This is a genomic window from Enterococcus sp. DIV0756, from assembly GCF_051710745.1.
In the GTDB taxonomy this organism is placed as follows: Bacteria; Bacillota; Bacilli; order Lactobacillales; family Enterococcaceae; genus Enterococcus_A.
Window position 1 is genome coordinate 1,333,350 of sequence record NZ_JBIOLF010000001.1, and the last position, 22,271, is coordinate 1,355,620.

General features: G+C 39.7%; 21 protein-coding genes. 18 read left to right on the forward strand and 3 right to left on the reverse strand.

Annotated elements, in window-relative coordinates:
- Nucleotides 1–9: 9 nt before the first annotated feature.
- The 14 genes from eno (at nt 10) to IGI44_RS06490 (ending at nt 13,340) form a co-directional block, all read left to right on the forward strand.
- Complete coding sequence (gene eno / locus IGI44_RS06425; RefSeq protein ID WP_010744523.1) at nt 10–1,323, forward strand: phosphopyruvate hydratase; 1,314 nt, start codon at nt 10–12, stop codon at nt 1,321–1,323.
- Nucleotides 1,324–1,536: 213 nt separating this feature from the next.
- The gene (locus IGI44_RS06430; RefSeq protein ID WP_438786956.1) at nt 1,537–2,244 is read left to right on the forward strand and encodes a hypothetical protein; all 708 of its coding nucleotides are present in this window, start codon (nt 1,537–1,539) and stop codon (nt 2,242–2,244) included.
- 400 nt (nt 2,245–2,644) lie between these two features.
- Entirely contained in the window at nt 2,645–3,004 is a 360-nt protein-coding gene (locus IGI44_RS06435) for a nuclear transport factor 2 family protein (protein ID WP_438786957.1), read from the forward strand.
- 15 nt (nt 3,005–3,019) lie between these two features.
- Nucleotides 3,020–3,475: a hypothetical protein gene (locus IGI44_RS06440; protein ID WP_438786958.1), complete on the forward strand. Its 456-nt coding sequence runs from the start codon at nt 3,020–3,022 to the stop codon at nt 3,473–3,475.
- Between the two features lie 20 nt (nt 3,476–3,495).
- Nucleotides 3,496–4,350 carry a helix-turn-helix domain-containing protein gene (locus IGI44_RS06445; protein ID WP_438786959.1) on the forward strand — a complete coding sequence of 285 codons (855 nt, stop codon included), beginning with the start codon at nt 3,496–3,498 and terminating at the stop codon, nt 4,348–4,350.
- The gene (locus IGI44_RS06450; protein WP_438786960.1) at nt 4,347–5,264 is read left to right on the forward strand and encodes a nitrilase-related carbon-nitrogen hydrolase; all 918 of its coding nucleotides are present in this window, start codon (nt 4,347–4,349) and stop codon (nt 5,262–5,264) included. The genes IGI44_RS06445 and IGI44_RS06450 overlap by 4 nt, the downstream gene beginning before the upstream one ends.
- A 13-nt stretch (nt 5,265–5,277) precedes the next feature.
- On the forward strand, nt 5,278–5,538 hold the full coding sequence (locus IGI44_RS06455) for a hypothetical protein (RefSeq protein WP_438786961.1): 261 nt from the start codon (nt 5,278–5,280) through the stop codon (nt 5,536–5,538).
- Between the two features lie 93 nt (nt 5,539–5,631).
- Nucleotides 5,632–6,081, forward strand: coding sequence for a YueI family protein (locus IGI44_RS06460; RefSeq protein ID WP_438786962.1), 450 nt, complete (start codon nt 5,632–5,634; stop codon nt 6,079–6,081).
- A gap of 188 nt (nt 6,082–6,269) precedes the next feature.
- Nucleotides 6,270–7,880 carry a CTP synthase gene (locus IGI44_RS06465; protein WP_438786963.1) on the forward strand — a complete coding sequence of 537 codons (1,611 nt, stop codon included), beginning with the start codon at nt 6,270–6,272 and terminating at the stop codon, nt 7,878–7,880.
- A 181-nt stretch (nt 7,881–8,061) separates the two neighbouring features.
- On the forward strand, nt 8,062–8,931 hold the full coding sequence (locus IGI44_RS06470) for a class II fructose-bisphosphate aldolase (protein ID WP_048718717.1): 870 nt from the start codon (nt 8,062–8,064) through the stop codon (nt 8,929–8,931).
- A gap of 333 nt (nt 8,932–9,264) precedes the next feature.
- Complete coding sequence (locus IGI44_RS06475) at nt 9,265–10,536, forward strand: UDP-N-acetylglucosamine 1-carboxyvinyltransferase (RefSeq protein WP_438786964.1); 1,272 nt, start codon at nt 9,265–9,267, stop codon at nt 10,534–10,536.
- Nucleotides 10,536–11,831 carry a transcription termination factor Rho gene (gene rho, locus IGI44_RS06480; RefSeq protein ID WP_438786965.1) on the forward strand — a complete coding sequence of 432 codons (1,296 nt, stop codon included), beginning with the start codon at nt 10,536–10,538 and terminating at the stop codon, nt 11,829–11,831. The genes IGI44_RS06475 and rho overlap by 1 nt, the downstream gene beginning before the upstream one ends.
- A 99-nt stretch (nt 11,832–11,930) precedes the next feature.
- The gene (locus IGI44_RS06485) at nt 11,931–12,197 is read left to right on the forward strand and encodes a type B 50S ribosomal protein L31 (RefSeq protein ID WP_010744532.1); all 267 of its coding nucleotides are present in this window, start codon (nt 11,931–11,933) and stop codon (nt 12,195–12,197) included.
- A gap of 141 nt (nt 12,198–12,338) precedes the next feature.
- Nucleotides 12,339–13,340 carry a DUF6933 domain-containing protein gene (locus IGI44_RS06490; RefSeq protein ID WP_438786966.1) on the forward strand — a complete coding sequence of 334 codons (1,002 nt, stop codon included), beginning with the start codon at nt 12,339–12,341 and terminating at the stop codon, nt 13,338–13,340.
- 49 nt (nt 13,341–13,389) lie between these two features.
- Here the strand turns inward: IGI44_RS06490 and IGI44_RS06495 are convergent, their stop codons facing one another.
- From IGI44_RS06495 to IGI44_RS06505, 3 genes are read right to left on the reverse strand one after another with little or no spacing between them, the layout of a single operon-like run.
- Nucleotides 13,390–14,958 (reverse strand): response regulator transcription factor, encoded by a 1,569-nt coding sequence (locus IGI44_RS06495; protein ID WP_438786967.1) that lies wholly within the window; start codon nt 14,956–14,958, stop codon nt 13,390–13,392.
- Nucleotides 14,951–16,399 (reverse strand): sensor histidine kinase, encoded by a 1,449-nt coding sequence (locus IGI44_RS06500; RefSeq protein WP_438786968.1) that lies wholly within the window; start codon nt 16,397–16,399, stop codon nt 14,951–14,953. The genes IGI44_RS06495 and IGI44_RS06500 overlap by 8 nt, the downstream gene beginning before the upstream one ends.
- Before the next feature lie 2 nt (nt 16,400–16,401).
- Nucleotides 16,402–17,373, reverse strand: coding sequence for an ABC transporter substrate-binding protein (locus tag IGI44_RS06505; protein WP_438786969.1), 972 nt, complete (start codon nt 17,371–17,373; stop codon nt 16,402–16,404).
- 245 nt (nt 17,374–17,618) lie between these two features.
- Between IGI44_RS06505 and IGI44_RS06510 the strand changes: the two genes are divergently transcribed.
- From IGI44_RS06510 to yjfF, 4 genes are all read left to right on the forward strand, one after another.
- Entirely contained in the window at nt 17,619–18,632 is a 1,014-nt protein-coding gene (locus IGI44_RS06510; RefSeq protein WP_438786970.1) for an ABC transporter substrate-binding protein, read from the forward strand.
- A gap of 72 nt (nt 18,633–18,704) precedes the next feature.
- Nucleotides 18,705–20,207 (forward strand): sugar ABC transporter ATP-binding protein, encoded by a 1,503-nt coding sequence (locus IGI44_RS06515; RefSeq protein ID WP_438786971.1) that lies wholly within the window; start codon nt 18,705–18,707, stop codon nt 20,205–20,207.
- Complete coding sequence (locus IGI44_RS06520; RefSeq protein WP_438786972.1) at nt 20,207–21,223, forward strand: ABC transporter permease; 1,017 nt, start codon at nt 20,207–20,209, stop codon at nt 21,221–21,223. The genes IGI44_RS06515 and IGI44_RS06520 overlap by 1 nt, the downstream gene beginning before the upstream one ends.
- Nucleotides 21,213–22,235, forward strand: a complete 1,023-nt coding sequence (yjfF, locus tag IGI44_RS06525) for a galactofuranose ABC transporter, permease protein YjfF (protein WP_438786973.1) — start codon at nt 21,213–21,215, stop codon at nt 22,233–22,235. The genes IGI44_RS06520 and yjfF overlap by 11 nt, the downstream gene beginning before the upstream one ends.
- The last annotated feature ends 36 nt before the right edge of the window (nt 22,236–22,271 follow it).

A 22,271-nucleotide genomic window follows, 5' to 3' on the forward strand; every position in this document is an offset into this window, starting at 1 on the left:
AGACAAAACATGTCAATTATCTCAGACGTTTACGCACGCGAAGTCCTAGACTCACGTGGTAACCCAACAATCGAAGTAGAAGTTTATACAGAAGACGGCGCATTCGGCCGCGGTATGGTTCCTTCAGGTGCTTCAACTGGTGAATACGAAGCCGTTGAATTACGTGATGGCGACAAAGCTCGTTACGGCGGTAAAGGTGTTACTAAAGCAGTTGATAATGTAAACAACATTATTGCTGAAGCAATTATCGGCTACGACGTACGTGACCAGGCTGCTATTGATGCTGCTATGATCGAATTAGATGGCACTCCTAACAAAGGTAAATTAGGTGCGAACGCTATTCTTGGTGTTTCTATTGCCGTTGCTCGTGCAGCTGCTGACTTCTTAGAAATCCCATTGTACAACTACCTTGGCGGATTCAATACAAAAGTTTTGCCTACTCCTATGATGAATATCATCAATGGTGGATCACATGCTGATAACTCTATCGACTTCCAAGAATTTATGATCATGCCTGTTGGCGCTCCTACATTCAAAGAAGCTTTACGTTATGGTGCAGAAGTATTCCACGCTTTAGCTTCAATCTTAAAAGCTAAAGGCCTTGCTACTTCAGTTGGTGACGAAGGTGGATTCGCTCCTAACCTTGGTTCTAACGAAGAAGGTTTCGAAGTAATCATCGAAGCTATCGAAAAAGCTGGCTATGTACCTGGTAAAGACATCGTTCTTGCTATGGATGCTGCTTCTTCAGAATTCTACGATAAAGAAAAAGGTGTTTACGTTTTAGCTGACTCAGGCGAAGGCGAAAAAACAACTGAAGAAATGATCGCATTCTACGAAGAATTAGTTGCTAAATACCCAATCATCTCAATCGAAGATGGCCTAGACGAAAACGACTGGGAAGGTACTAAGAAATTAACTGAAGCTTTAGGCGATAAAGTTCAATTAGTTGGTGACGACTTGTTCGTTACAAACACTGAAAAATTAGCGAAAGCAATTGATTTAGGTGTTGCTAACTCTATCCTTATCAAAGTTAACCAAATCGGTACTTTAACAGAAACATTCAATGCTATCGAAATGGCTAAAGAAGCTGGCTACACTGCAGTTGTATCTCACCGTTCTGGTGAAACAGAAGATTCTACAATCTCTGATATAGCTGTTGCAACAAACGCTGGCCAAATCAAAACTGGTTCTCTTTCACGTACTGACCGTATTGCTAAATACAATCAATTATTACGTATCGAAGACCAATTGGGTGATGTTGCAGAATATAAAGGAATCAAATCTTTCTACAACTTAAAAAACAACCCATTCATCGGTAAATAATTAAGATAGTTTTTCTATCTATTATGTTTTATTTGATGATACCAAAAAATCCTCTTGTCTAATTTTAGACAGGAGGATTTTTTATTTACTCTAACTAAACATTTTCTCAATTAATAAATCTTCTAAGAGATAAGCTATTTTCATCTAGACAATGGTTCTATTAGTATGTTTATAATGAAAAGAGTAGCGCTATTTTAAAAATCGGAGGGAATTATGAAAAAGGTTATTAGTTTTGCAGTTCTAGCTGTAAGTGTTTTTCTGTTAGTTGGTTGTAGTACTGAAAAAGAACAAAAGCGAGAGGCGAGTATTTCACAATCTTCCTCTGAAAAAGAGAAGAAGCTTGAAATTATTTGCTTTAAGACTTTTGAAACGGATGAACTAGGTAAAGCGATCATTACTGGAACAACAGAGCCGGATGCAGTGGTTTCGATTGAGAATCAGAAGGAAACTGCTGATGAGCACGGATTATTTCGTTTGGAATATCAATTGAGTGAAGCAACGGTCAAAGAGCTGACTTTGACTTCTAAGAAAAACAGTGAACAGGTTGAAAAGAAAATTAAAATTGAGCCTTCAGCAAGTTTTCAGCGTTCTAAAGAAGAGACTTCGAAAACAGAACCTGTCGCAGAACAGCAGACATCAACCAAAGCTGTGGAACCATCGGCTCAAGCAACACCAGCTACTTCTGAGGAACCTCAAAAAAATGATCAAGTTGGACAAGTATTAGTCAGCCCGAATGGGGAAGCGGTAACGGTTCTTCGCATTTTGCCAAATGGTGAACGTGTGATTAGCGAACAGACTTCTCAAGCTGATTTGAACAATGATGGTATTCTCACCTATGAAGAATTAGTTAAAGCTGAGAATGATTTAAACAAACAGACGGAAGAAATAAGACGCAAGCAGTTGGAAGAACAAAATCAATAATGCGCCTAAAACAAAATATGATAGGACCTTAATTAACGACAATCAGATTCGTGTGCTTTTAAGGCACACGTTTTTTTGTTTTCAAAAATAGCATGAAAGGGGACTAATACTAAAAAGAATCTGGACTTTTAGAAGGTATTTTTCTACTGATAATAATCATCGATAAGTTTTTTTATAAAATAACTCAAAAAAATTTACACAAAAACAGAGAAAAAGAAATTTATTTTTTTTAGATAAACTATAAAAAATTGGTACTTACTTATATTTAGCAATTTGTAGGTTTATACTGATTTTTCAAAGGTACATTTTTTACAATTCAATTGTAAGTGAATATGATAAATTAAATTACAAGGAAAGCTTGCGCGCGCTTTTTCGAATGACAAACCTAGGAGGGCTTTAAATGAACACTGTTGAAAAAGTTATAGATGGATACATCAAAGGGACGTATACAGCAGATATCGATTTGTTGCAATCTGTTTTTCATGAGAAAGCAAGGATGACAGGCTATTTAGGAAACGAATTGCTTATTGGTGATCCGCAACCTTTTATAGAAGATATTGGTTCACAAGCATCAATGGAAAGTAATGGCGATCCATATGAGTCTGAGATTGTTTCAAAAGTGATCGTTGGAAATATTGCAAATGTAGTGATTAGGGAAAGCGGATTTCGAGGAACGTTAAAATTAGAGGATCATTTTCATCTGATTAATGATGGTTCACGATGGTGGATTATTTCAAAATTGTTTACTGTCATTGACTAGTTAGGAGGGCTAACTATGATCAAAGTTGAACGATTTACTACGATTATCAATATTTTTGTTGGTGTTGCTGTTTGTTTAGTATTAGGGCTGTACCTACAATATGTGAATAATGCTTTTAGTCCAGAATTAATCCTACACGGCTTTGTCAGTAGCTTTTTTGTGAGTTACTTCATTGGTGACATTATTCCAGGAAAAGCTTGGGGTGATCTGTTCGCAGAAAAACTCGGATTAAAACAAGGAGTTGCTCGACATGCTGTTTCGACCATTATATTGACTTTTTGTATGGTTACTCCTATCAGTTTTTTAAGTACGTATGTAGGTGTAGGGCCAAATCCAATGTTAGTTCAAATTTGGTTAGCTAATTTTCCAGTTTTACTAGGATTGGGTTATATTACCTTGTTTATTAGTTTTCCCATAGCATTGAAAACAGCAATTTTTCTAACGAAAGACTCTAGACCAGCAGTTTCTTAATATGAAGGAAGGTGAACAGCTTGAAAGTATTAGAGACGAAAAATAAACATATTTTGGCCACACCATTTCAACTGTTTACCTATGATGAGCGAGTGGTAGAGTATCAAGAGGAAATTGTTGTTTGGTCGAAAGAACATTTGAAGGCCGAGGCTTTATTTTATCAATTTCGAGCGAAAGAAGAGATCGTATTGGACTATCTCCCAGATGCTTGTGTTAATTTTTTATTCGAAGTAAATAATCGAGGGATTTCCGCGAGTTTTATGGGAATTATCACAAAAGCATATCCAATAATAATTAAACCAAATGTACTTTATTTTGGAATAAAACCTTATTCAAATGTCGGGCTTCGCTGTAGGGAAAAGGACCAGAGCAGGCTGATAGATACAATGGTGTCGCTTGAAACCCAGTTTAACGGGTGTGAGCAATTACTTCAAGAGCTAAGTACGGCAACTCATTTTGAGGAGCGAAAAAAAATAGTGTTATCGCAGCATCGCGAACTTTTTCTAGACGAAGAAGAACGTTCTTTGTTAGCGGAATATTTATCTGTTTTACTTTGTACTGAGACGACAGCTTTTTCGATGGAAACCATTGGTCGTGAAACAGGCTACTCTGAAAGATACAGCCAGAGACTTTTTAGAAAAAAGATTGGTATAACACCGAAGCTGTACAGTCGTATCATCCGTTTTCAAAATGCAATCAAGGCGATTTATTTTGATAAAAACACAACATTGGCCAAAGTTGCACAACAATTACGTTTTTATGATCAGGCTCATTTGATCCATGAATTTCAATTGTTTACCAACACGTCACCAATTAAATCAATACAGACAATAGTTAGTCAAGAAACTAACGAAAAAAGGGAGGATAAGTTATGAATGTCGGAAATTGCTTTCCAATCAATGGAAAAATTGAAACAGAGTGTTTGAGTGTTGCACTCTTTCAAATGAAATTAGCAGTGGTACCAAAGTCTCGAGAAGAAGTCATGGAAAATGTGGATAAAATTATTGAGTGGATTGAACGGACTGTTACGGGTTTTCCTGGAATTGATATGATAGTAACGCCGGAAGCCTCATTAAATGGTGTGGGTCCTCATGCTTCACTTTGCTGCGTCACCTTAGATGGACCAGAATTGGCTAGGCTAAGGGCTGTTTGTAAAGAATTTCAAATCTGGCTAGCTGTGGGCGCGTGCGTTGATGAAAAGGATGGAAATTTTTATAAAAACTGCGCAATCACGATCAATGATCATGGAGAAATCGTTGATATCTATCGAAAAGTAACGCCATGGAATCCGGTGGAGCCATCTAGTCCAGGAGATGAGATCCGGGTTTTCGAAGGACCAAAGGGTTCAAGGATTGCCTCGATTATTTGTTCGGATGGTGATTATCAAGACAATTGGCGAGAAGCTGCGGCTAAGGGTGCAAACGTTGTTTTACGCTTAACAACATATATGACGCCCTTTGAAAATCAATATGAGATCACTAATCGGGCGGGAGCGTATTTCAATAAAGTATATGTTGTAGCAGCCAATACTTCAGAAATGGATGAGTGCTATTCGTTATTCGGTAGAAGTATGGTAGTAAATCCAGAAGGAGACATTATTGCACAGGCACCGGTGGGGATTCCGTATATCTTTAAAGCAGATTTGTATCCTGGCTTATGTGATGCTATTCAGAAGCAGACTTTAATGGGAGATTTGTTATGGTTAAGAGAGCATCGGGGGGCGGCTTCGCCGGATACTCATGGAAAAGGTAAAGATACAACAATGTACACCTATTTAGAAGGTAAGTAAAGGAGGGGGCATAATGGGATTTCCAAATGTCGGTATGCACTATTTTGTAAAGGCTTTCAATAAAATGGATATTACTTTTCCCGTCACTAAAGAGGAATTGATCGAACAAGCGGGAACGATTCAAGTAAAAACGTGGGACGATCAGTTTACACCACTAAAAGATATTTTTGAATCTATGGTACCAGATGAATACCCGAACGGAACAGCATTTATGTGTGCTTATACATCGGCTAATTTACAAATGCCGAAGAAGATGTTTTTAGAAGGAGAATAAAGAAAAAGCGAAGTCCGCGTCGGCTTCGCTTTTTCTTTAATGCAATTTTTTGATATACTAGCACTACAAAACTAACGCAAGGAAGTGAAATAGATGGCAAAGGATGAATTGCAGCAGCATTTGGATAAGGGACGTTTTGGTGCGGCACGAATCAATCCAGACGAGCAAAGGAAATATTTAGGAACTTTTCGCGAACGTTGTTTTGCAAGCATGACGATAAGAGAAATGAAAAGTCAACGAGATCGTGAATACTTAGTTTCGGAAATTCAAAAGTATCCTGAAGGGAAACTTTTGATAAATGGAGCTGTTGACGGGGAGTTACAGAATGATTTTATCGCCCTAGCTTCAAAAAATTCTGTCGACTTTACCATCGTTAATGATGCAACCGTTGACTCGGAAGATAGTATAGGTGTCTTATTAGTGACCGATCATGCAGTGAATCAAGAGATTATTGATATTGAAGAAAAATATCCAGCTCAAAATGATGATGAAACTGCTGAAACAAAGCCAAAGAAAAGCCTTTTTGGGCGATTATTTGATTAAAGAAAATTAAGCAACTAATAATTACAGTTGACATTTTTCCAAAGTGTCGGTATTATACTGCTTGGGCACCCTTTTAGAAGGGTCATGTGTTTAGTGAATTCAAAGCTCCCTATTCGAATTGGATAGGGAGCTTTCTTTGTTTTTTCTAGACGTTTCCTGCAAATTAGTATGAAGGAGTTTTTTCATTTATGACAAAGTATATTTTTGTAACTGGCGGCGTAGTTTCATCAATTGGCAAGGGGATCGTGGCAGCATCATTAGGTCGTTTGCTTAAAAATCGAGGATTGAAAGTGACCATTCAAAAGTTCGATCCATACATCAATGTCGATCCAGGTACGATGAGTCCTTATCAACACGGAGAAGTTTTTGTGACAGATGATGGTGCTGAAACGGACTTAGACTTGGGTCACTATGAGCGTTTTATAGATATCAATCTAAACCAATACTCCAACGTAACGACAGGAAAAATCTATTCTGAAGTCATTCGCAAAGAACGTAAAGGCGAATACTTAGGAGCAACTGTCCAAGTGATTCCGCATATTACAAATGAGATCAAATCAAAAATCATGCGTGCGGCAAAGATGACCGACTCAGATGTAATTATCACGGAAGTTGGCGGAACGGTTGGAGACATTGAATCCTTACCATTCTTAGAAGCTTTACGTCAGATGAAAGCCGATGTTGGTGCTGATAATGTCATGTATATCCATACAACATTGATTCCTTACTTAAAAGCAGCGGGTGAGATGAAAACTAAACCGACACAGCATAGTGTAAAAGAACTTCGTGGTTTAGGAATTCAACCAAACATTTTAGTCGTTCGTACAGAACTACCTGTTTCTCAAAATACTAAAAATAAGCTGGCCCAATTCTGTGATGTCGCTCCAGAAGCTGTTATTGAATCTCGTGACGTTGAGACATTATATTCCATTCCATTAGCACTACAGGCTCAAGGAATGGACCAAATCGTTTGCGATCATTTAAAACTTGATGCACCTGTTGCGGACATGACAGAATGGCGTGCATTAGAAGAAAAGGTCTTGAACCTTAAGAAGAAAGTTAAAATCGCTTTAGTAGGAAAATATGTGGAATTACCAGATGCTTATATCTCAGTTGTTGAAGCTTTAAAACATTCTGGTTTTGCATTTGATTCAGATATTGAGATTGAATGGATTCAATCTCAGGATGTTACCCGAGAAAATGTGGCGGAAGTATTGGGCAATGCTGATGGAATCTTAGTTCCTGGAGGATTTGGCGATCGCGGAATCGAAGGGAAAATCGAAGCCATTCGTTATGCTCGTGAAAACGATGTGCCATTCTTGGGAATCTGTCTTGGAATGCAAATGGCTTGTGTGGAATTTGCTCGTAACGTAGCGGGACTTAAAGATGCAAACTCAGCAGAAACAGTACCAGACACACCAAACAATATTATTGATTTGATGGCAGATCAAGAAAATATTGAAAACTTAGGCGGGACACTACGTTTAGGCTTGTATCCTTGTAAGTTGAAAAAAGGTAGCAAAACAGCTGCTGCTTACAACAATGAAGAGGTAATTCAAGAACGTCATCGTCATCGTTATGAGTTTAATAATCAATATCGTCAATTATTTGAAGATAAAGGATTAGTGTTCTCTGGCGTATCTCCAGATAATCGTTTAGTAGAGATCGTAGAAATCCCTGAAAATAAATTCTTTGTGGGCTGTCAATTCCATCCAGAATTGATTTCTCGTCCAAATCGTCCTCAACCATTGATCAAAGCTTTCGTTGGTGCTTCATTGGAAAGTAAAGAAGCAAAATAGTAATTTTGACTGAAAGGCATAGACGCCTTTCAGTCTTTTACATGAAAAAAGCAAAAAAGTTGAAATGTAAAGGTTTTATTGGAAGGTTAGCAGTAGCAAAGATGGGAAAACTTTGATAGAATTAACACGTTAGTTAAGCATGGCTTAACCAAATAGTAAAAAACCTTAGGAGGAATTTTTTATGCCAGTAGTATCAGGAGCAGAATTCTTAAAAGCTGCACGTAAAGGCGGATATGCAGTTGGTGGATTTAACACAAACAATTTAGAATGGACTCAAGCAATTCTAAAAGCTGCAGAAGCTAAAAAAGCACCCGTTCTTATCCAAACTTCAATGGGCGCAGCAAAATACATGGGCGGATACAAAGTTGCTAAAGACATCATCACTGATTTAGTAGACTCAATGGGTATCACTGTACCAGTTGCTATCCACTTAGACCATGGTGATTATGAAGCTGCTTTAGAATGTATCGAAGTTGGCTACACTTCAATCATGTTTGATGGTTCTCATCTTCCATTTGAAGAAAACTTGAAATTGGCTAAAGACGTTGTTGAAAAAGCTCACGCTAAAGGTATCTCTGTTGAGTGTGAAGTTGGTTCAATCGGTGGTGAAGAAGACGGAATCATCGGTGCTGGTGAATTAGCTGACATCGACGAATGTGTACAAATGGTTGCTACAGGTATCGATTACTTAGCATGCGGTATCGGTAACATTCATGGTGTATACCCTGAAAACTGGAAAGGCCTAGCATTTGACCACTTACAAGCAATCGCTGATGCTGTAGGTTCTGATGTTCCTTTAGTATTACACGGTGGATCAGGTATTCCTCAAGAACAAATCCAAAAAGCAATCTCAATGGGTGTTTCTAAAGTCAACGTTAACACTGAATTCCAATTATCATTTGCTAAAGCAACTCGTGAATACATCGAAGCTGGCAAAGATAAAGAAGGAAAAGGCTTTGACCCTCGTAAATTGTTAGCACCAGGTGTTGCTGCAATCGTTAAAGATGCTGAAGAACACATTGACTGGTTCGGTTCAGCTAACAAAGCTTAATTTTTAATTTTTTAGTCTCGGAGCAACTGCTTCGAGATTTTTTTTGTGGATTTTTACGAAATTAATTTCTTGACGAATGATCTAAAAAAAGAAGATTTTTTTCACTTAGACAATTAAATCCAAAACTAAAAATTTTAAAAATACCAATAATTTCACTGGAGTAAAAAAGTTGAAGTCGAAAATTAGTCCTCAAGTAATCGATTTTCATTTTAGTCTAGATAAGCCGCTTATTTTCTAAGCGGATTTGAGAAAGGTTCCTTTTTATACAGACAATAATATGCTAGAATGGATAATGGTCTATAAACTTCAAAATAATTAATTAGGTGAAAATAAATGAGAAAAATCGAAATTCATGGTGGAAAACCATTATCAGGTAATATTACAATCAGCGGCGCGAAAAATAGCGCAGTCGCATTAATCCCAGCAGCAATTATGGCGGACTCGCCAGTAACATTAGAAGGTGTACCAGATATTCAAGATGTGCATTCTTTGATTGAAATTTTAGAGATCATGGGTGCGAAAGTGTCTTTTGAAGACAATCGAATGGTGATTGATCCAAGTAACGTTGTATCAATTCCGATGCCAAGTGGTAAAATCAATTCTTTACGTGCTTCTTACTATTTTATGGGCGCTTTATTGGGGAAATTCGGTGAAGCAGTTGTTGGATTACCAGGAGGATGCTTCTTAGGACCTCGTCCGATTGATTTGCATATCAAAGGGTTTGAGAGCTTAGGTGCGGAAGTTTCAAATGAACATGGCGTGATTTATTTACGAACAGATGAAGAGGGCTTAAGTGGCGATCGTATCTTTATGGATGTGGTTTCTATTGGTGCGACTATCAATGTGATGCTTGCTGCAGTAAAAGCCAAAGGCAAAACGATTATCGAAAATGCCGCACGTGAGCCAGAGATCATTGATGTTGCAACATTATTGAATAATATGGGTGCAAAAATTCGCGGTGCTGGTACGGATGAGATTCGGATCGAAGGCGTTGAAGAATTACATGGCTGCGTCCATTCAATCATTCCTGACCGAATCGAAGCAGGAACTTACTTGGCCTTGGCCGCTGCGATGGGTGAAGGTGTGACGGTTCATAATGTCATTTATGAACATATTGAAAGTTTTATTGCTAAGTTGGAAGAAATCGGTGTGGAGATGAATATCTCTGAAGACAGTATCGAAGTGCTGCCGTCTAAGAATTTAAAAACAGTTGATGTTACGACATCCCCTTATCCAGGCTTTGCCACGGACTTGCAGCAACCAATCACGCCATTATTATTAAAAGCCCAAGGATCTTCTGAGATCGTTGATACGATTTATTCGAAACGAGTGAATCACATACCAGAATTAGTTCGTATGGGTGCGGATGCTCGTGTAGAAGGCAATTTGATCATACTAAACGGATCGAATAAACTACATGGTGCAGAAGTAGTGGCTTCTGATTTGCGTGCGGGAGCTTGTTTAGTTATTGCTGGATTAATGGCTGAAGGTAAAACAACAATTTTTAACGTAGAATACATTTTGCGCGGATATGATCATATTATTGATAAACTAACGGCTCTTGGTGCTACTATCGAAATGATCGACGAGGAAGAGGCGGAATAATGAGCGATTATTTAACAATGGCGGAACTTGAGAACAAGACGCTAAAAGAAATTTATGCATATGCAAAAGATTTTAAAATTCCTTATTACAGTCAAATGAATAAGAAAGAGTTGTCGCTGGCTGTGATACGTGCACAGGCAGAAAAACAAGGCTTCTTTTATATGGAAGGCGTCTTGGACATTGTAGGACAAGATGGTTACGGTTTTTTACGTCCAATCAATTACGGATCAAGTGCGGAAGATATCTACATCTCTTCCTCACAGATTCGTCGTTTCGGATTGCGAAACGGTGATAAAGTGGCGGGAAAAGCTCGTCCACCGAAAGAATCAGAGCGTTATTACGGCTTGATGCACGTGGAAAGTGTTAATGGCAAAGATCCGGAAGAAGCCAAAGAACGTCCACATTTTCCTGCATTAACGGCTCTTTATCCTGAAAAGCAATTAGTTTTAGAAACAACTCCCGGTCGTTTGTCTACACGAATGATCGACATCTTCTCACCGGTAGGATTTGGTCAACGTGGATTGATCGTTGCACCGCCTAAAGCCGGAAAAACAACAATCCTGAAAGAAATCGCCAATGGCATTACTGATAACTATCCCGATGTTGAATTAATCGTCCTCTTAATTGACGAACGTCCAGAAGAAGTGACGGATTTAGAACGTAGCGTTAAGGGTGATGTGGTATATTCAACCTTTGATCAGCAGCCACAAAATCACACCCGTGTGTCGGAATTAGTGCTAGAACGTGCGATGCGTTTGGTTGAAGATAAGCGTGATGTCGTCATTTTGATGGATAGCATTACTCGTTTGGCTCGTGCTTATAATTTAGTCGTTCCGCCAAGTGGTCGGACATTAAGCGGCGGGATCGATCCAGCTGCATTGTATAAGCCGAAAAAATTCTTCGGTGCTGCTCGTAATATCGAAGAAGGCGGTAGTTTGACGATTTTAGCAACCGCGTTAGTTGATACGGGTAGTCGGATGGATGATGTGATTTATGAAGAGTTCAAGGGAACAGGGAACTTAGAATTACAATTATCACGCGAATTATCTGAACGCCGAATCTTCCCAGCGATCGATATCAAGAAATCGGGTACACGTAAAGAAGAATTATTGATGGCACCGTCGCGTCTCGAAGAAATCTTTAAGCTACGTAACAATATGACTGGCGATTCATTAGAATACACGTCACAATTTGTCAATTTCCTGAAAAAGACAAAGAATAACGAACAAGTTTTCAAAGCTTTCAAGGACGTTTCATTCGGTGGAAAAACCGTGCGAAGAAATCAAAAAAGATAATTGCATTGTCGAATCATTCATGATAGTATATTCATGTTGCAAATTGCAAAAATAACTCTGAACCAGCAAATGATTCAGGGCAAAGGAGCGAAAAAAACTATGAAACAAGGAATTCATCCAGAATATCATCCAGTTGTGTTCATGGACTCAACTACAGGTTTCAAATTCTTGTCAGGTTCTACTAAAACTTCACAAGAAACAGTTGAATGGGAAGATGGAAACACTTATCCTGTAATCCGTGTCGAAGTTACTTCGGACTCTCATCCATTCTACACTGGACGTCAAAAATTCACTCAAGCAGATGGACGTGTCGATCGTTTCAACAAGAAATACGGTCTCAAAGACGCCAATGCAGAGGAAAAATAAAAATTCTGTTCAAACAGACTTTAGCGAGCTTCCTATTATGGGAAAGCTCGTTTTTTGTATTTCCCAAAAATGGAGTACCTCAGGATTTATTTTTTGTTATACTAATACTGTGTTTAATGAACGATTAGGCGAGGTGCGAAAATGATCATCAATCCAGCGAAGAAGGCATTACCTTTATTTAATCAGCTATCTGAAGTGGTGGATAAAAAATGGGCGAGAAGCTTTTCAGATAAGAATCCGCTTTTTTCTTGGCATGCGAATTACTTCAATGTTAAACGAAAGAAAGTTTTATTATTGGTTAATGATTTGACGTATTTTCCGATTGTTTTGATCGGAATCGACGCTCAAACTAAGAAACAGCTAGGGAAAATTATTCCCGCAGCAATCGAAGAAGTATTCCAGGCTGCTGGAATCTCTCAAGCAAAAATTGCTGAATATCTTGATTTGGCTGGTGATATAGAGGTAAGTGCAGGATATAATCGTGTGATTACTGGGATCATTAATAACATGATCACATCCATGGAGTATCATGGAACGTTTAATTTGAATATGCTGGTGGATGTTAAGCTTAGTCTTTACTTAGCAGATTCTTTTTATAAAAGTGAGCGTCCGCTAGATAAGTTACGAGAAATTTTTGAAAAGCCATTTGTTCTTCGCGATGTTTCACAAGAAGAGATAGAGAAAAAATATGTGGTAGAAAGAAATTGGAAAAGCCTGGCTGATTTCAAAGTAGTCGATTTTTCTGATGAAGAGTATGAAGCTGCATTGGCGAACAATCGCTTAGTTTTAGCTGCATTTAAACAATACCTTGAACAGCATGAAAAGTTAACAAAGAAGACGGTAAATAAACATCTAGCCAATATTGAAGATTATCTGAGCGGGTATTTAATTTTTTATGGCTATGACCTAGCAGTGTCTACTTTTCAGGTGATTGGCGACTTCTTTAGTTGGGGCGCTCGAAAAAATGTCTGGATCAGTGAAAGTGCGGTTAAGAAGGCCGGATCATCTATGAAGAAGTTCTATCAATTTTTGATTGCAGCTGGGGAAGTGAATGAATCAGCTATGCCGGAGATTCGAGAGCAACTCGAACTGGGCGTGGATGATGGGATTATGACACTAGAAATGATGGATGATTGGTATTAATTGGTGATGAGAAAATAAGCACAAGAAGAACTTGGTTTTCTTCTTGTGCTTATTTGTTATGCTCTGCCCGGAATGCTTTTGGCGAAATACCAATTTTTCTTTTAAAGAGATAGCTGAAATAATTTGGATCGTTATAGCCGATCTCAAAGGCGATTGCAGTAATTAAAAGATCGGTATCTATTAAGAGTTCTTTCGCGTGATTCAATCGAATCTCCGTTAGAGCATCAATAAAATTTTTGCCTTTTGTTTGCGAAAAAAGGGTACTTAGATAGGTTAAGCTGACGCCAGCATTATCTGCGGACATCTGTAAGGAAAGATTTGGATCAGAGTAGTTTTCCAGCATTTCTTTATATACAGCTGTGACGACAGGATGTTCTTGATTCTTACTATGATAGCTTTTTTCTTTTATGCCATTTTTGATGGCTGTTAATAAAACTTCCAGCAGAAGACGATAAACAGAAGGTGTCTTGCTGATTAAAACGAGATCGGACTCTTGGTATTCTGCTAAGACTTTTTTCCCTTGGGTGGTATCAAGTTTTTCTAAGAATTTCATCAAGTATTTGGCGGCCTGATAAGCATAGGAGGAAGAGAAGCCATTTTTTGTTTCTAAGCCGTCCAAAATCAGATCAATGGCTTCAGTCACGTGAAAATCCTGATTGAGATTCAATAATGTTTTATCTGGTAAGACAAAACCTGTATCTTCGACATTTAGAGTATCGGCAAGACGGATGATTTTTCCGTTGAACGGACCAAGACTATCTATTGCGAATTGCTGCGTGATTAATAGGTTATTCCGAAGCTCAGTCAAACGATTAGAGGTATAGCCGATTGCGATAACGAAGGCAGATTCGTTAAGACTTTGAAGCTCGTATTTCAAAATATCAGCGGCATAATAGGCTTTATCCATTGAATCGGACTCGGTTGCAGCACTCACTAAACACTTGATGATCAGCGTGTCATAGACCACCGATAACACATTTTTATCCGAACCAAAGATTTCATTTAAACGTAATACTAAATACTGGTAGTTCTGCTCATTCAAATGCTTTTGAGGCAATTTGACGTAAATGGCGGTTAGGTGTTGTCCTAATAAGTTAAAGTTGAGCTTTTCTTGACGCTCGATTAGTTCACTAGGTTCATAGCCGCTCTTTTCTAAATGGTGAAAAAAATGCTCTTTATAGTATTCAAAGTGCAATATTTTATTTTTTTGATCCGGCTGTTTTTGTCGTTCGCGTTCTTGCTGGATCTGTTTTTGAGATGTCTTGATGGCGTTAGTCAGTTCGTTCGTAGTAACTGGTTTGGTGATATAGGAATCGACACCGATGGCGATGGCTTCCTGCGAATACGCAAAATCATCATAGCCGCTAATGATAATCACATGGAGCCACGGAAGCATTTCTTTGGCATAGCGAGCGAGATCTAAGCCATTCATGAAGGGCATCCGTATGTCTGTTAATAGTAGATCCGGCTTCAACTCCTGCATCATAGAAAGTGCCATATCACCATCGCTGGCTTCACCGACAAATTGAACATCGCTTTCCTTTTCTAATTTGGCAATTTGCTTGCGTAAGGATAAACGAATGATTTCTTCATCCTCTGCGATAAATACCTTAAGCATTCTCGTCCCTCTTCTCTACAAAGACATCTGTTTTAAGTGGCAAAATGATCGTGACGGTCGTTCCGTAATTTTCTTGACTGTCGATTTTCAGCTCAGCGGTCTCTCCAAAATACAAACGCAATCTGCGATAAATGTTATAAAGTCCATAGCCGCCGGATACCCCAGTAGGATCCAGTTCTCGGATATTTTTCTGCAGGGTCTCAATTTGCTGAGGGGTCATTCCGACTCCGTTATCGGTGACTTCAAAGATTAGTCTTTCCTCCTGTTGGCGGCCATTGATATGAATCACTCCACGTTGGCGGCTGTGTTTGATCCCGTGATACATTGCATTTTCGACGATTGGCTGGAGGATCATTTTAAGCATTTTGACAAGTTCGATTTTTGGATCGATCGTGATTTGATATTCCAAGATCGAGCCGTATCGAGTTTTTAAAATTTGCAGGTAACTTGTAACATGTTCGATTTCCTGTTTGACAGTGACCCAATCATTTCCATTATTGAGTGTCAGCTTAAAGAAATTTGAAAGGGCCAGTGTTGTTTCGACGACACGTTCTGGTTCATCTAACTCAGATAAAGTGATAATTGCGTCTAAGCTGTTGTAAATAAAATGCGGAGTGATCTGTGCCTGTAAAGCCCTCAACTCAGCCTTTGCAATCGCCTGTTGTTTGCGATCATTTTGCTCCAGTAGTGCTTTGATCTGAGTCATCATCTGATTGACCTCCGAGGATAAAATGTCGAATTCAACGATCTCAGAGCTTTCCACTTGAGTATCTAGGTTGCCTTTAGAAATCTCAGAGAGTGAGGTCAAAAGCTTATCCATGGGAACCTTGATACGGGCATTCAAATTTTTTTTATTTCGAGTGATGATAATAACGAGGATGATCACTAAGCAAATCTCTAAGAATATCAGGATAATGATCGTTTGGAAAATCTGATTGCTCTTCTTATTTGATAAATTGATTTCACCGGTTACAAATTCCTGCAACGTATCCTTCAACAGCACATTGACGTTTCGAATCTCAATTAAGATCGCTTCACTATCGCTGATCGGTTTTTCTGCTGCGATATTTTCCTTGATCGTATTCACATAGTGTTGATCAGTATCTAAAATGCGTTTGGCCACATCTAGTGTTTGCTGTTGATCGAAGGAGGAAGAGCTGTCCTTCAATTTGTCCAACTCTTTTTGATAGTGAACGATCAATTCGGTCGGGTCCTGCATTCTTGTTGGCTTGCCGGTGATCAAATAAAAGACGGAATTGTCTATTTTAGTAGACATTTCGGAATTCATCTTGTTTACATCGTTGACATTTTCAATCGATTGTCGGTATTGAAAGATATTGACCATAAAAAAGATACTGATCAAAACCATTGGTAGAATGGCTAAGAGGATCACCAATTTATAGTGGTAGTCTAAGGTGTTTCCGATACTTATCCGCTTCATGATCAATACCCTCGTTTATCGATTTTAGTCAAATCTGAATATTCGGAAAACACGCGTCCTGTCGTGTAGTTTTCTTTCGGAATACTTTTTCCCTCTAATACGGCCGTAACGACTTCAAAGAGTTTTTCACCCATATTTGGATCACATTCAATCACGCAATTGATTTTCCCAGCTTTTAGCAGATCAATGGCGCTTTGCTGCCCATCAACACTACAAATCGTGATATCCTTTCCGGGTTTAATATCTGTTTCTTCTAAATAGGAGACGACACCATCCGCCATGTCATCATTGTGACAATAAATCACATCAACTTGTTTGAGATCATGGGACTTCGTTACATTTTTAATTGCCTCCCGTCCTTTTGAAAGCATAAAATCACCGTGAACCGAAGCAACTAGATGAAAACGCGGATCGTCCTTCAATCCTTCCACAAGACCATCATGTCGGCTGATCGCTGGCGAGGCATCTTTGCTCCCTTGGATTTCCACGATATTAATTGGTTCCTGCACATCTTTGTATTTCTTTTTTAGGAAATCCGCGGTCTGGATTCCTTGGATCGGAACATCTGGACCAACAAATGTTTTATATAGATGAGAATCTTCTTTCGAGATCAATCGATCATTGATAACGACAGGGATATTTGCATCGGCGGCTTCCTCCAAAACATGTTTCCAGCCAGTTTCTACGATAGGAGTCAAGATAATCAAGTCCACGCGAGAAGCGATGAAGGAACGGAGATCTTTGATTTGTTCAGTCTGACTTTGATTCGCGTTTTCGTAGAGGATTTTATAGTTAGCTTTTTTTCCTGCTTCTAAGACAGACTCAGTGTTGCGTTCTCGCCAGGAGCTTTCTGCTCCGATCTGAGAAAAGCCGATCACATATTGTTTTTTTTCTTCATTTGATGAGCGGGAGTTTCTTGCAGCACAGCTGGTTAGTAGTAAAATCACCAGCACTAAGAACGAAAACCTTTTCATATTGTGGTTCCTCCTTCTATCGGCATCATTTCCTACTTATATTGTATGAAAAAAAATAAACCAAAGATAGCGTATCAGAAATATTTATAGGAGCTCCCTAAAAATAATCAAGGTTCTTTTTTGTCTGCTTTATAGATCAAGTTAAAAAGCTGAATTATTTTAAGTAAATCATCACAAATGATTCGTGGTAGCGTTTACAATGCTGACTTATGATTAACTCATCAAAAGAAAAGCGAGGGAAAATAATGAAAAAGAAAAAATTAGTCAGCGCGTTTTTGTCACTAACGATCCTTGGTACATTGTTAGCTGGATGTGGAGGCGGAAGTGCTTCTACAGATGATTCTGGTGCAAAAAAGGGCAAAGACGAAAAAATCACGATTGGTTTTTCTCAGTTGGGTGCAGAGAGTCAATGGCGGACGGCCAATACGAAATCGGTCCAAGATGCAGCGAAAAGCGATTCGGATGTCACCTTAAAATTTTCTGATGCGCAGCAAAAACAAGAAAATCAAATCTCAGCAATTCGTAATTTCATTCAACAAGGTGTCGATGTGATTGCTGTTGCTCCGGTTGTGGAAACGGGTTGGGAAACCGTCTTAACAGAGGCAAAAGATGCAAACATCCCTGTCTTGATCGTAGACCGCAAGATGAAAGGCAAGAAGATCGATGATTTGTACAGTGCCTGGATTGGAACAGATTCGAAGGACGAAGGCGAACGTGGAATCAAGTGGCTAGAAGACAAGCTGAAGGCGGACGGCAAAGAAAGCGAAGCCTTAAACATCGCTCATCTGCAAGGAACAACTGGATCTTCCGCACAAGTGGGCCGAACAGCCGGGATTACTGAAGGAGTCAAGAAGCATAAAAATTGGAAGATCATTGAACAGCAATCAGGTAATTTTACTCGTGCTGAAGGCAAAGAAGTTGCAGAAGCTTTCATGAAATCTAATGGTGATAACATCGATGTGCTTTTCTCGGAAAACGATGACATGGCTATGGGTGCGATCCAAGCAATCGAGGAAGTAGGAAAAGTTCCAGGTAAAGATATTACCGTTATCTCATTTGATGGAACGAACGATGCCTTAGAACAAGTAGTCGATGGAAAAATCAATTGTGTTGTAGAATGCAGCCCACTTTATGGTGAGGATATCATCGCGACAGCCAAGAAATTAGCCAAAGGCGAAAAAGTTGAGAAGGAAGTATTTGTTGAAAATGGCATCTTTGATAGTGAGAATGCAAAAGAAAACTTACCACGACCTTACTAATACTTTTAAAGGAATAGAGGTCTCTCTATTCCTTTTTAATCTATCGGAACAGTGTTTATAGGAGGAATACCCATGGAAAATGAAATCGTCCTTTCCCTAGAGCATATCTCAAAAGAATTCCCTGGAGTAAAGGCATTAGATGACGTAAAGATCAATCTCCGCAAGGGCGAAGTACATGCCTTGATGGGAGAGAATGGCGCTGGAAAATCGACTATGATCAAAGTTATGACCGGCGTCTATCCAAAAACTAGCGGTACCATTCTACTAAATGACGAAGTGATCGAACCACAAACACCGCAGGAAGCACAAGAAGCAGGAATCAGTACAGTTTATCAGGAAATCAACCTTTGTCCGAATCTAACCGTTGCGGAAAATATTTACATCGGCCGCCAGCCAAAAAAACTGGGAACGATCGACTGGAAGAAAATGAATCAAGATGCGAAGAATTTACTTGAAACTCTGAAGATCGATGTGGATGTCACGCAGACGTTGGACAGCTATTCGGTTTCGGTGCAGCAGATGATCGCGATCGCACGAGCAGTTGATATGTCATCTGGCGTGTTGATTTTAGACGAACCAACATCTAGTTTGGATGGCAATGAAGTAGAGCAATTATTTGGAATCATTCGCGAGTTGAAGAAGAATGGCATGGCAATTTTGTTTGTAACACACTTTTTGGATCAGGTGTACGCGATCTCTGACCGTATCACTGTTTTGCGAAATGGCCGTTGGATCGGAGAATATTTGGCGGCTGAGTTGAGTCAAATCGACCTTGTAACAAAAATGATTGGGCAGGAATTCAAGGATGAAAATTCACGGGCATTCAGAAAAGCCGATGAATATCCGCAAACAACGTTTGTCCAAATGAAGGATGTGACAAAAAAAGGAGTGATCAGTGATTTCTCAATGAAGATTCGTGAGGGAGAGGTTTTAGGCTTGGCCGGTCTGCTTGGTTCGGGACGTAGTGAAGTAGCAGAGCTTTTGTTTGGTGCTCAAGAATTCGACGATGGCGTGCTTTATATCGAGAATGCTCATATCAAAAAAATGTATCCGCAAAAGGCCATCAAAGAAAACATCGGCTTCTGTTCAGAGGATCGTAAGGTTTCAGGGATTCTAGCAGATCTGAGTATTCGCGAGAATATTATCGTTTCCTTACAAGCGAAACGTGGATGGAAGCGTATCGGCTTCAAAGAGCAGCAGGAGATCTCCGAACAATATATTGAGTTGTTGAACATAAAGACACCAGATGCAGATAAAAAAGTCGGAGAACTCTCAGGAGGGAATCAGCAAAAGGTGCTGTTGGCTCGTTGGTTGGTAACAGAACCCAAACTTTTGATTTTAGATGAGCCGACACGAGGGATCGACATCGGATCTAAAAGAGAAATTGAGAGTTTGATTTTATCACTTTCACGCAAAGGCATGTCAATCCTGTTTATTTCCTCCGAGTACGAGGAGATGGTACGCTGCTGTGACCGAATCATCGTCTTGAGAGATCGATTCTCAGTGGCTGAATTGACTGAAGAAGCCATTTCTGAAAATAATATTATGAGCGCTATTGCCGGGGAGGTATCGTAATGGAAAAACTCAAAGGAGTATTGAAGCGCAAAGAATTATGGGCAGTTGTCGGTTTGCTGCTGATTTTATTGTTCAACTTATTTTTTTCACCGAACTTTTTCAAATTGTCGATCAATAACGGTCATTTATATGGCAGTATGATCGATGTATTGAATCGCGGGGCTTCCTTGGTGATTGTCTCCATCGGAATGTGCCTAGTGATCGCGACACGTGGAATCGACATTTCGGTTGGTTCAGTCAATGCATTAGGAGCGATGGTGGCAGCCTACTTATTGACGATTGGAACACCAGTTGTGGTGGCGATTGCTGCTGGATTGCTGGTCGGCTGTCTTTGCGGGGTATGGAATGGTTTCTTAGTGGCAAAGTTGAATATCCAGCCAATGATCGCGACGTTGATTTTGATGACAGTCGGTCGTGGCTTCGCCCAGATTATCTCTGGCGGCGAGATTTTAACATTAGGAAAGACCTCCTATTCCTTTATCGGTCGCGGCTATTTCTTAGGTCTACCATTTCCAGCAATATTGATGGGCTTGATCGTTGCCGCTGTCTATCTTTTAACAAGAAAAACCTCGTTAGGATTGTCGATCGAATCGGTTGGTATAAATGAGCAATCGGCTCGTTATGCAGGGATCAATACACGGCAGGTTCTGTGGATCTGCTACATAATCTGCGGTGTACTGGCAGCATTGAGCGGTATGATGGATAGCGCGAATGTTTCCAGCGCAGATGGAAATAACAATGGCTTGATGTTGGAGCTGGATGCGATCTTAGCCGTAGTGTTAGGTGGAACATCAATGGATGGCGGGAAATTTTATCTTGGCGGGACTGTTGTGGGCGCACTGTTTATTCAAACATTGAGTACGACTATCTTTACCTTCGGGATTCCATCAGAGACCATCATGGTCGTTAAAGCCATCGTAGTGATCTTTGTCGTGCTGCTTTCTTCTGAACGAATGAAGGAATGGTCGGCAACGATGAAACAAAAACGGAAAGCAGGTGTCTCTGTTGAAAATTAAAATTGGTAATCTGAATGTTCCCTTATTGGCATCTGTCGGTATTTTCTTACTTTTGTTTTTAGCTGGCTCGATCATGTATCCTAGCTTTTTGTCACTACGAGTGATCTTGAATCTGTTTATCAACAATGCCCATTTGATCGTATTGGCCTGCGGAATTTGTTTCCCAATCTTAACAGGTGGAATCGACTTATCTGTCGGTGCAGTAATCGCGATGACTTCGATGATCGCCGCTGCATTGTTGAAGGGCGGCATGAATGCATTTCTAGTCATTCCGATTTGTTTAGTAATCGGGCTCATCTTTGGAACAGTCCAAGGCTTTCTGATTCAATATTTCAAAATGCATCCATGGATCGTCACTCTGGCTGGTATGTTCTTTGCCCGCGGAGTCTGCTATTTGATTTCCATCGAGTCGATTCCTATCACGGACAATACTTTTTATGAGCTTTCGCAATTTAAGGTCTATTTGCTACCGGGCTACTTTATTTCTCTAAATGTGCTGATTGCGATCGTCTTTGTTGTCGCATGTATCTATTTGTCGAGATTCACTCAATTCGGGCGGACCGTCTATGCCATGGGCGGCAACATGCAGTCGGCATTGTTGATGGGGCTTCCAGTAGATCGAACGAAAGTAATGATCTATTCATTAAGCGGCTTTAGTTCTTCGTTAGCAGGACTCATGTTTAGCTTCTACACATTATCTGGTTATGGCTTGCACGCGCAGGGACTAGAAATGGACGCGATCGCGGCCTGTGTCATCGGTGGTGTTTTGCTGACAGGCGGTGTTGGTTCACTGATTGGACCGGTCATTGGTGTCTTGATTACTGGTGTGATCCGGACGATGGTTGACTTTCAGGGCACACTCAGCTCATGGTGGACAAAGATCTTTGTCGGCTTACTGATGCTCTTATGTATCGTGATGCAAGTGGCGATCGTCAATCGGGGAAAACGAACGAAGGGGAAAAAGGAAACAAAAGAAGAAACTATCGAAGAGTCAATCGACGTAGCCATATAACTGAATGAAAGTAAATTAAAAACGAGTCTCCTGTTA

Bases quoted from the DNA above. Each gene is read 5' to 3' on its own strand.
- IGI44_RS06450 (WP_438786960.1), top strand. From the start codon at position 4,347: ATGAATGTCGGAAATTGCTTTCCAATCAATGGAAAAATTGAAACAGAG.
- IGI44_RS06460 (WP_438786962.1), top strand. From the start codon at position 5,632: ATGGCAAAGGATGAATTGCAGCAGCATTTGGATAAGGGACGTTTTGGT.
- IGI44_RS06435 (WP_438786957.1), top strand. From the start codon at position 2,645: ATGAACACTGTTGAAAAAGTTATAGATGGATACATCAAAGGGACGTAT.
- IGI44_RS06430 (WP_438786956.1), top strand. From the start codon at position 1,537: ATGAAAAAGGTTATTAGTTTTGCAGTTCTAGCTGTAAGTGTTTTTCTG.
- rho (WP_438786965.1), top strand. From the start codon at position 10,536: ATGAGCGATTATTTAACAATGGCGGAACTTGAGAACAAGACGCTAAAA.
- IGI44_RS06440 (WP_438786958.1), top strand. From the start codon at position 3,020: ATGATCAAAGTTGAACGATTTACTACGATTATCAATATTTTTGTTGGT.
- IGI44_RS06465 (WP_438786963.1), top strand. From the start codon at position 6,270: ATGACAAAGTATATTTTTGTAACTGGCGGCGTAGTTTCATCAATTGGC.
- eno (WP_010744523.1), top strand. From the start codon at position 10: ATGTCAATTATCTCAGACGTTTACGCACGCGAAGTCCTAGACTCACGT.
- IGI44_RS06490 (WP_438786966.1), top strand. From the start codon at position 12,339: ATGATCATCAATCCAGCGAAGAAGGCATTACCTTTATTTAATCAGCTA.
- IGI44_RS06510 (WP_438786970.1), top strand. From the start codon at position 17,619: ATGAAAAAGAAAAAATTAGTCAGCGCGTTTTTGTCACTAACGATCCTT.
- IGI44_RS06505 (WP_438786969.1), bottom strand. From the start codon at position 17,373: ATGAAAAGGTTTTCGTTCTTAGTGCTGGTGATTTTACTACTAACCAGC.
- IGI44_RS06485 (WP_010744532.1), top strand. From the start codon at position 11,931: ATGAAACAAGGAATTCATCCAGAATATCATCCAGTTGTGTTCATGGAC.
- IGI44_RS06470 (WP_048718717.1), top strand. From the start codon at position 8,062: ATGCCAGTAGTATCAGGAGCAGAATTCTTAAAAGCTGCACGTAAAGGC.
- IGI44_RS06495 (WP_438786967.1), bottom strand. From the start codon at position 14,958: ATGCTTAAGGTATTTATCGCAGAGGATGAAGAAATCATTCGTTTATCC.
- IGI44_RS06520 (WP_438786972.1), top strand. From the start codon at position 20,207: ATGGAAAAACTCAAAGGAGTATTGAAGCGCAAAGAATTATGGGCAGTT.
- IGI44_RS06475 (WP_438786964.1), top strand. From the start codon at position 9,265: ATGAGAAAAATCGAAATTCATGGTGGAAAACCATTATCAGGTAATATT.
- IGI44_RS06500 (WP_438786968.1), bottom strand. From the start codon at position 16,399: ATGAAGCGGATAAGTATCGGAAACACCTTAGACTACCACTATAAATTG.
- IGI44_RS06455 (WP_438786961.1), top strand. From the start codon at position 5,278: ATGGGATTTCCAAATGTCGGTATGCACTATTTTGTAAAGGCTTTCAAT.
- IGI44_RS06515 (WP_438786971.1), top strand. From the start codon at position 18,705: ATGGAAAATGAAATCGTCCTTTCCCTAGAGCATATCTCAAAAGAATTC.